This is a genomic window from Ruminococcus sp. CAG:57 (genome assembly GCF_000435935.1).
Lineage (GTDB): Bacteria > Bacillota > Clostridia > Oscillospirales > Ruminococcaceae > Hominimerdicola > Hominimerdicola aceti.
This window is the reverse complement of sequence record NZ_FR890786.1, coordinates 20977-30032: the sequence shown is the minus strand read 5'-3', so window position 1 is coordinate 30032 and position 9056 is coordinate 20977. Positions and strand designations below refer to the sequence as shown.

Below are 9056 nucleotides of genomic sequence, written 5' to 3'. Positions count from 1 at the left end.
GTGCCGGTCAACACGGTGTTGCTACCGCTACAGTTTGCGCTCTTATGGGTCTGGAATGTGAGGTCTACATGGGCGAGACCGATATGAAAAGACAATCCCTTAACGTTTACAGAATGAATCTTCTTGGTGCAAAGGTAACAGGCGTTGCAAGCGGTACTGCTACACTGAAAGACGCTATCAATGAAGCTTTCAGAGATTGGGTATCAAATATCGACACAACTTTCTACTGCATAGGCTCTGTAATGGGACCTCACCCTTATCCTACAATGGTAAGGGATTTCCAGAAAGTTATCAGTGCTGAGATAAAGGCACAGCTTATGGAAAAGGAAGGCAAACTGCCTGATTGCGTTGTTGCCTGCGTAGGCGGTGGCTCAAACGCTATGGGTGCATTCTACAACTTTATCGAAGACAAGTCAGTCAAGCTTGTTGGTGCAGAAGCAGCAGGCAGAGGCATTGACACACCTGACCATGCAGCAACTGTTGCAAAGGGTTCACTTGGTATATTCCACGGCATGAAATCGCTTTTTTTGCAGAACGAATATGGTCAGATCGACCCTGTTTACTCAATTTCCGCAGGTCTTGACTACCCAGGTATCGGACCTGAGCACGCATATCTTAACTCTATAGGCAGAGCGCAGTATGTTGACATAACCGATGAAGAAGCAGTTTGTGCTTTTGAGTACCTTTCAAGAACAGAAGGTATAATCCCTGCTATCGAGTCATCACACGCAGTTGCCGCTGCGCTTAAGATTGCTCCTACAATGGATAAGGACTCAATACTTGTCATCAACCTTTCAGGCAGAGGCGACAAGGACGTTTACTCAATAGCAAGATACAGGGAGGTAGACCTTAATGAAGAATAGGATAGACGCTTGCTTTGAAAAGCTTAAAGCAGAAAACAAAAAGGCGCTTGTGACATTTATCACCGCAGGCGACCCTGATATGGATACAACAGAAAAGTGCGTTCTTGAAATGTATAAGAATGGTTCTGACATTATCGAGATCGGAGTGCCGTTCTCTGACCCTATCGCAGAGGGTGCGACTATTCAGAAAGCTTCTCTGCGTTCACTCAGTGGTGGAACAAATCTTGACAAGATATTTGACCTTGTAAGAAAACTCCGCACACAGACTGACAAGCCTATGCTTCTGATGATGTATATAAACACTATCTTCAAGTTCGGTACAGCAAAGTTCTTTGAGCTTTGCAAAGAAACACAGATAGACGGCGTTATCGTTCCAGATATGCCTTTTGAAGAACGTGAAGAGCTTGAGGGCGAGGCTGAGAAAAATGGTATCTACACTATCTTCCTCGTTGCACCGACTTCACACGAGCGTGTAAAAATGATAGCTGAAAAATCTAAAGGCTTTTTGTATGTTGTATCCTCCCTTGGCGTTACTGGTATGCGTTCTGAGATAACAACAGACTTTAACGAGCTGCTTGCACCTATCCGAAACAACAATCACTGCCCTTGCTGCATAGGTTTCGGAATTTCAAATCCTGAGCAGGCAAAGAAAATGTCCCAGTACGCTGACGGCGTTATCATGGGAAGTGCTGTTGTTAAAATTGTTGAGGAACACGGCAAAGACGCTCCTGAATATATTGGCAAGTTTATCAAATCTGTTCGTGAGGGTATGGACAACTAAACATAACAATAGCAAAGGCTCTGAGAAATGTATCTCTCAGAGCCATATTTTTATGCAAAAACAAGCCCCCGATAAAATCGAAGTCTTGTAAAGTATTCTTATGAATTTTTCTTATTGAATGCAACAACAGCATCGTTGATAGTCTTAAGCTCGGCGTCAACAGTTGCGGAGTATGATTCTCTCAGCTCTGTCCATGAGAATTGTTTGCCATTATCGTCAGCCTTGTTTGTGTATTCATAAAGCTTTCTTGTTACGCAGTTGCCGTCCTCATTTGCGTTGTCGTCAGACATTGTGGAAGAAATTCCGTAGCCGTAGTCAAACACCTGATTGTACTCAGAAGATGAGCAGTCAACGATCACCTGATACATATCCTCTGTCCAGTTAGGGTTAGCGTTGAGAAATTTCTCTTTGCCGTTTTCCTTATATGTTTCATCTGTGTTAGCCATTCTGCAACACTCATACCAGCACTTAACAGCCTCCTTAGCTGTTGAACCTCTTACCCACATATATGCCGTCATATCAGATGTCATGTACTTTTCATCAGTGTTAGGATCAGACGGAACAGGGACCACTCTCCAAGTGTCAGCGTCAGAAGGTCCGTTATTTCCTGTCATAGCCCATGTACCCATGCAGTAGAACAGCAGATTGCCGTCTTTAAGCGCCTGCTTAGCATTGCCAAGCCAGTTGCCGTTTACAAGGTTGTTCTTACCTACCTGATAAAGCAGATCTTCTGCTCTTTCAATATCAGGGTCATTTATATTATTTGTGAACTTCTCTCCGTCATAGTTTACCATTGTTTTACCGGTCTGCTGAATGACCTGTGTCTGGAACCAACCATTGATACCAAATCTCTCAACATCAGCAGGAGCGTTTGAAACAAACTCCGACATCATGTCATACCAGTTATCCCAATTCCACTCGTTGTTCTTATAAAGCTCATATGGATCGTCAAGACCCTCAGCATCGATAACGTCCTGATCGTACATCATAAGCGTGCCGACCGTGAAGCTTATAGGAGCAACATAATGCTTGCCGCCCATAACGAACTTATCAGCCGCTGTTTTCACATCAGCCCACAACGGATCATCAAAGTTCACAATATCGTCAACCGGCTGATACATATCCTTAAGCACCTGTGCAGGGAAAGCCATCCACTCATACTTGAAGATATCAGGCACATTCTGCTGAGCCATGATAGCACTAGCGAGCTGGTCAAATTTTTCGCTATCAGTTACTCTTGTGTACTCTACTTTACCACCCTTGTTGTTGAAAAGGGTCATCTCAACGGACTTATCCTCGCCCTTTTTCTCGTCAGGATTAAGGTCATATGTACCCATCCAACGGATAGTTTTCTGAGCGTCGTCAGGGATAGCCTCTATTTCCTGTGTGTCCTCGACTTTAACTTTCTTTACTGTTGATACCTTTGAACTGCTGTCGCCTGTGGAGCCGCAACCTGCAACTGCAAAAACAGATGTAAGCGCTACTGCCAATGCAAGAATCTTCTTGATCTTCATAAAATAATTGACCTCCAAATCAAATGATTTTCTGTCTTAATAACCAATGTTACACTACAATTATAAAGCTTAATGTCCTTTAAGTCAATTCTCATTTTATACAAAGACATTCAAGCCATTTGTATAATTTGAACATTTCAAAAGTAATAAATATTAAAATATTAAACCTCGAGAGGTACTTGAAAAAAAGGGAGAAATGTAGTATAATATGTTTTACATAATAATCATCACAAAAACGGAGATAAATAAATGAAGAAAATAGAAATTTTCACTGACGGTGCTTGCTCTGGAAATCCTGGACCGGGTGGATATGGTGTTATACTAAGATACAAAGGCAATTCAAAAGAACTTTGGGGCGGTGATCCCTCTACAACCAATAACCGCATGGAGCTAACCGCTGTTATCACTGCTCTTTCAGCACTGAAAGAGCCATGTGAGGTAGAGCTTTACAGCGACTCAAAGTATATAATCGACGCTGTTACAAAAGGCTGGGCAAAAAAATGGCGTGCAAACAACTGGGTGAAATCGGACAAGAAAAAGGCTCTAAACAGTGATCTGTGGGAAAAGCTTCTTGATTTGTTAGAGGTGCATAAGGTCAATTTCAACTGGGTAAAAGGCCATGCAGGACATCCGGAAAACGAACGTTGTGACGAACTTGCAGTAATGGGCTCTAAACAGTATAAATAGAATTAAATAAATATTAATTTTTTATTAAGTTAGGGAAAACTATTGCATTTTGTAGTAATTTAGTATATAATAAAATAGAAATCTATATATGAAAGGTATGATTTAATTGGAAAAGAGATTTGTCTATGCAGATAACTCAGCTACGACTAGAGTATCTCAGAAAGCTCTTGACGCCGCTCTGCCTTATTTCACTGAGCTATACGGAAATCCGTCAAGTATATATTCTTTGGGAATGGAATGTGCAAAAGCCGTTCTTAAAGCAAGGGAACAGGTCGCAAACGCTCTTGGTGCGAAGGTCAACGAGATCTATTTCACTGCTGGTGGCTCTGAGTCTGACAACTGGGCTATAAGAGGCTGTGCACAGCTTGGAGAAAAAAAGGGCAAGAAGCATATCATCACAACTGCTTTTGAACATCATGCAGTTCTGCACACTTGTCAGTATCTCGAAAAGCTTGGCTTTGAGGTAACATATCTTCCTGTAGGTGACAAAGGTCTTGTTACTGCACAGCAGGTCGAGGACGCTATCCGTGAGGATACCTGCCTTGTTACAATAATGACAGCTAACAACGAGATCGGTACTATACAGCCTATCGCTGAGATCGGCGAAGTTTGCCACAAACATGGCGTATGGTTCCATACTGACGCTGTTCAGGCTGTAGGAAATATTGACATCAATGTTAAAGATATGAACATTGATATGCTCTCACTTTCAGGACATAAGCTCCACGCTCCAAAGGGCGTTGGCGCGCTTTATGTAAAAACAGGCATTAACCTTCCTAACCTTATCTACGGTGGAGCACAGGAGAGAAATAAGCGTGCAGGTACCGAGAACGTACCTTCTATCGTGGCTCTCGGCGTTGCTATCACTGATGCTGTAAAGGATATCCCTGCAAAGAATGAGCGTGTTAGAAAGATGAGAGATAGACTTATCGAGGGTCTGCTCAAGATACCTGAGTCAAGGCTCAATGGTGACACAGAACACAGACTTGCAGGAAATGTAAACATATCTGTTCGTGGAGTAGAGGGCGAGAGCCTGCTGCTTTCACTTGACCTTCAGGGAGTTGCAGCTTCATCAGGCTCAGCCTGCACAAGCGGATCACTTGACCCGTCACACGTTCTGCTTTCACTTGGTCTGCCACACGAAGTAGCACATGGCTCACTCAGACTTTCTATCAATGACGAGAACACAGAGGAGGACGTTGATTATATTCTTGAGGTTCTTCCACCTATCGTAAAGCACCTGAGAAGTATGTCACCACTTTGGGAAAGAATTTGCAGAACTGAGAATATTCACGACTATACACTTGATTAGGAGGAATAAAAAATGATATACAGCGAAAAGGTAATGGATCATTTCGCGCATCCGAGAAATGTCGGCGAGATTGAAGATGCTGACGGTGTCGGCGAGGTAGGAAACGCCAAGTGCGGAGATATTATGAAAATGTACATCAAGGTCAATGACGGCGTCATAACTGACGTTAAGTTCAAGACTTTTGGTTGCGGTGCGGCTGTTGCTACATCTTCTATCGCTACAGAAATGATAAAGGGTAAAAAGCTTGAAGACGCTTTGAAACTTACAAACAAGGCAGTTGTTGAAGCTCTTGACGGTCTGCCGCCAGCAAAGCTTCACTGCTCTGTTCTTGCGGAGGAAGCAATGAAAGCCGCTGTTTCTGACTACTATAAAAGACAGGGTATAGATCCAACTCCGTTCGTAGGTAAGCAGTCTGCTCCTGATTGTGAGAACTGCAATGGCTGATAAAGTTCTTGTGGCAATGAGCGGCGGCGTTGACAGCTCTGTTTCGGTCAAGCTCCTTCTTGATGAGGGTTATGACGTGGCAGGGGCTACCATGCGGCTCTACAGCAATGAGGACATCGGTCTGGATAAAACAAGAACGTGCTGTTCTCTCAATGATGTAGAGGACGCACGTTTTGTTGCTTTTAAACTAGGCATTGATTTCCATGTATTCAATTTTTCTGATGATTTTAAGCACTATGTTATCGACAATTTTGTTGATACATATCTGGCAGGCGGCACGCCTAACCCGTGTATCGAGTGCAACAAACATCTGAAATTCGCAAAATTCTATGAGCGTGCAAAGCTGCTGGGCTTTGATTATATAGCTACAGGGCATTACGCTGCCAGAGAATATGACGGAAATTCAGGCAGGTGGCTTCTGAAACGCTCACCTGACAGGTCAAAGGATCAAAGTTATGTTCTTTACAGCATGACGCAAGAGCAGTTAGCACACACTCTCTTTCCTGTTGGCGAGATGCACAAGGACAAGATCCGTGATATCGCAGAAGAAAACAAACTTATAAATGCAAACAAGCCTGACTCTCAGGACATCTGCTTTATCCCTGACGGTGATTACGCAGGCTTTATCACAAAACGCTGCGGTGAACAGCAGTCGGGAGATATCGTTCTTTCTGACGGCACAAAGCTTGGTAAACACAAAGGTCTGATACACTATACTATTGGACAGCGAAAGGGCGTAGGCATTTCATATAGCGAACCGCTTTTCGTTGTTACAAAAGATATGGAACATAACAGGCTTATTATGGGAAAGGCTGATGAAGTATACAGTGACAGCCTTGTGGCAGGAGATGTGAACTTTATTCCGTTTGACACCCTCACAGAGCCTATAACCTGCACTGCTCAGACACGTTATCATCAAAAGGACGCTGAATGTACAGTTTCACCAATGAATGATGGCAAGGTACTCGTGACTTTTAAAGAACCTCATAAAGCTATCTCAAAGGGACAGGCAGTGGTTTTCTATGACGGTGAATACGTTATCGGAGGCGGAACTATATTATAAAAAAAGCCCCACGGATCCATTTCCGTGGGGCATCAAATTTTTAATTACCTGCTTTTTTATGAAGAGAACGAAATTCTGCAGGGGAAAGCATTTCATGCTTTTTGAACACCGCACAAAAATAACTGCAATCGTTATAACCTACCTCCGCAGCGATTTCATTGATGTTAAGCTTATCCTCCAATAAAAGCAGCTTTGCCTGCTGTATACGCTTTCTTGCTAAATACTCAAAAGGTCTTAGACTAAGACACTCCTTGAAAAGTCTGCAAAGATACTGCGGTGAAAGGTCAATAAGATCAGCAAGCTCCACAAGTGTAAGTTCTTTTCTGAAATTCTTATCAATATAATCAATTACAGGCTGCAGCTGATTGAGTTTTTGTCCGTCCTGACTACCATTTTGTAGGTTTACGACTCTGTGCAGCTCAATAAGAAACTGATATAGATATGCCGAACACTGGTGACCACAGTAGTAGTAATTAGTCTTCATAAGATAAAGTATCTTCTTAAATATGGCATCAACAGCATTGATATCATTTATGTGAAACACTTTAGCCTTCTCAAGCTTGATATGCTTGAGCATTTCAATTGCTTCCCTGCCCTCAAAGGTTATCCAGTGGGTTTCCCATATATCACCAACAGGATAATACTCATGCGGAACAGAAGGCGGCAGATAAAATGCGTCCCCCGGCTTTATATCATACTCATGACCATCAAATATAATGTGACCCTGACCACGAGTGCAGTATATTATCTGATGATTAGGATAGCCATCTTCTCTTACAAAATGAAATTCTCTATCTCTCGCACCGATTCCAAGCACATACAAAGGCAGGCTCGTTTCATCGCTGAGGACAGGGTAATAATAGTCAGTCATAATAAATCTCGCTTTCCAAACTGATTTCATATTCTTTTATTATATATTATCACAACACACTAAAAAAGTCAAGAAATTTCAAAAAAATATGTTGTACAATTGTCCTGAATGTGGTACAATATATTATATAATAAGGTTAATATACTCATATAGGAGATGATAAGATGTTAAAACAATTAACGGCTTTTTTCACGGCAACCGTTATGGCATGTGCCACACCTCTTGCCTGTAACGCTGAAGTTATAAAGCATGAAGTAAATGTTCCGCCTAATATACTTGTGCTTGGGGATTCAATCGCCGCTGGCTATGGTCTGGAAGGCTACAGTGAAAACAGGTATTCTTGTGCGTCTTATGCAAATCTTCTTCACGACCAGTATGACGCTGAGCTTAAAAACGCTGGCGGCTGTAAGCTTGTGAACTCTGCTGTTGTGGGCGACACTTCACAACAGCTTCTTGACCGCATTAATTCAGGCGAATTTGACGCTGACCTTGCAGACAGCGACGCTGTTATTATATCCATAGGTGGCAATGACATTCTTGGTCTTTTCATAGATTTTTTGATGAACGATCTGGGCATTACTTCTAAAAGCACATTGTCTGATTTGATGGATAAAACCAAGGATATTATTGGCATTGCAATGGATATGAAGGATATGTCTGATGATATGGATAAGGCGCTGAAAAATTTTACGAGCACTCTAGATGATATAATTAACGCTGTTGAAGCTAAAAGTAAGGGTGAAATAATTGTTCAGACACTATATGACCCGCTGGATAATTTCACTGCGGCTGCTGTTTTCCAGAGTATGTCGAAGGATAAAATTTCAAAACTTAACAACATTATCAAAGAACACTCCACTGACGAAGATGAAAATGAGAGATACATAGTGGCAGATGTTTTTAGTGAATTCAGCGGTCACGGAAAGGAACTTACCAACATAAATGACTTTGATATACACCCTAATAAAAAAGGTCATGCACTTATTGCTTCTTGTATAGACAAGGCGTTAAGGACAAAAACTTATACCTATGAGGAGGTCGTTCCTGACAGCAGTGAGAACGATGAAAAAGGCAAAAATGCCATACTTATGACAGCAACGGCGACAGGCGGACTTATAGTAGTCATCGCTGCTGCTACACTTATTCGACACAGAAAGAAAGGATAAATTAACATGAAAATTTATTTGGTAGACTTTGAAAATGTCAAATCCAAAGGACTTCAAGGCATAGACAATTTAACTGAAACTGATACCGTAATAATTTTTTACAGTGAAAATTCCGATACCATTAACTTTGAAATGCACCAAAAAGTCCTTACATCAAAGGCTGATATTGAATACTTCAAGGTAAATGTTGGTGGCAAAAATGCCCTGGATTTTCAGCTTTCAACACTTCTGGGTTATTTGGTAGCCAAGGATACTTATACGAATATTTTTGTTATCAGCAATGACAGAGGTTTTGACTTTCTTCATGATTTCTGGCACGGAAAGTATGTTGACAGTCCAAATGCTATGGTCTACA

Annotated in this window: 10 protein-coding genes; 8 read left to right on the top strand and 2 right to left on the bottom strand. The window is 41.9% G+C overall.

The genetic code is table 11. From position 1 onward, the window contains the following. Positions 1-863: tryptophan synthase subunit beta (gene trpB, locus QVO88_RS10530; RefSeq protein WP_288178017.1), on the top strand; the 863-nt coding region annotated here is incomplete at its 5' end. Beyond that, the gene (gene trpA, locus QVO88_RS10525) at positions 853-1644 is read left to right on the top strand and encodes a tryptophan synthase subunit alpha (RefSeq protein ID WP_022288422.1); all 792 of its coding nucleotides are present in this window, start codon (positions 853-855) and stop codon (positions 1642-1644) included. The genes trpB and trpA, both read left to right, overlap by 11 nt. Positions 1645-1742: 98 nt before the next feature. On the opposite strand, the gene QVO88_RS10520 is transcribed toward trpA, so the two are convergent. Continuing rightward, positions 1743-3158 carry an ABC transporter substrate-binding protein gene (locus tag QVO88_RS10520; RefSeq protein ID WP_022288421.1) on the bottom strand — a complete coding sequence of 472 codons (1416 nt, stop codon included), beginning with the start codon at positions 3156-3158 and terminating at the stop codon, positions 1743-1745. Between the two features lie 249 nt (positions 3159-3407). On the opposite strand from QVO88_RS10520, the gene rnhA reads away from it, so the two are divergent. The 4 genes from rnhA (at position 3408) to mnmA (ending at position 6664) form a co-directional block, all read left to right on the top strand. After that, positions 3408-3845, top strand: coding sequence for a ribonuclease HI (gene rnhA, locus QVO88_RS10515; protein ID WP_022288420.1), 438 nt, complete (start codon positions 3408-3410; stop codon positions 3843-3845). 106 nt (positions 3846-3951) lie between these two features. Beyond that, positions 3952-5157, top strand: coding sequence for a cysteine desulfurase NifS (nifS, locus tag QVO88_RS10510; RefSeq protein ID WP_022288419.1), 1206 nt, complete (start codon positions 3952-3954; stop codon positions 5155-5157). A gap of 12 nt (positions 5158-5169) precedes the next feature. Beyond that, entirely contained in the window at positions 5170-5601 is a 432-nt protein-coding gene (nifU, locus tag QVO88_RS10505) for a Fe-S cluster assembly scaffold protein NifU (protein WP_022288418.1), read from the top strand. Next, complete coding sequence (gene mnmA / locus QVO88_RS10500; protein ID WP_022288417.1) at positions 5594-6664, top strand: tRNA 2-thiouridine(34) synthase MnmA; 1071 nt, start codon at positions 5594-5596, stop codon at positions 6662-6664. Before nifU ends, mnmA begins: the two co-directional genes overlap by 8 nt. Before the next feature lie 40 nt (positions 6665-6704). Here mnmA and QVO88_RS10495 read toward each other — a convergent pair whose 3' ends face one another. Then, positions 6705-7535 carry an AraC family ligand binding domain-containing protein gene (locus tag QVO88_RS10495; protein ID WP_022288416.1) on the bottom strand — a complete coding sequence of 277 codons (831 nt, stop codon included), beginning with the start codon at positions 7533-7535 and terminating at the stop codon, positions 6705-6707. Between the two features lie 164 nt (positions 7536-7699). On the opposite strand from QVO88_RS10495, the gene QVO88_RS10490 reads away from it, so the two are divergent. Both QVO88_RS10490 and QVO88_RS10485 read left to right on the top strand, forming a co-directional pair. After that, positions 7700-8701, top strand: a complete 1002-nt coding sequence (locus tag QVO88_RS10490; RefSeq protein ID WP_022288415.1) for an SGNH/GDSL hydrolase family protein — start codon at positions 7700-7702, stop codon at positions 8699-8701. Between the two features lie 6 nt (positions 8702-8707). After that, positions 8708-9056 (top strand): PIN domain-containing protein (locus QVO88_RS10485; RefSeq protein ID WP_288178016.1); only part of this gene is annotated, 349 nt, incomplete at its 3' end.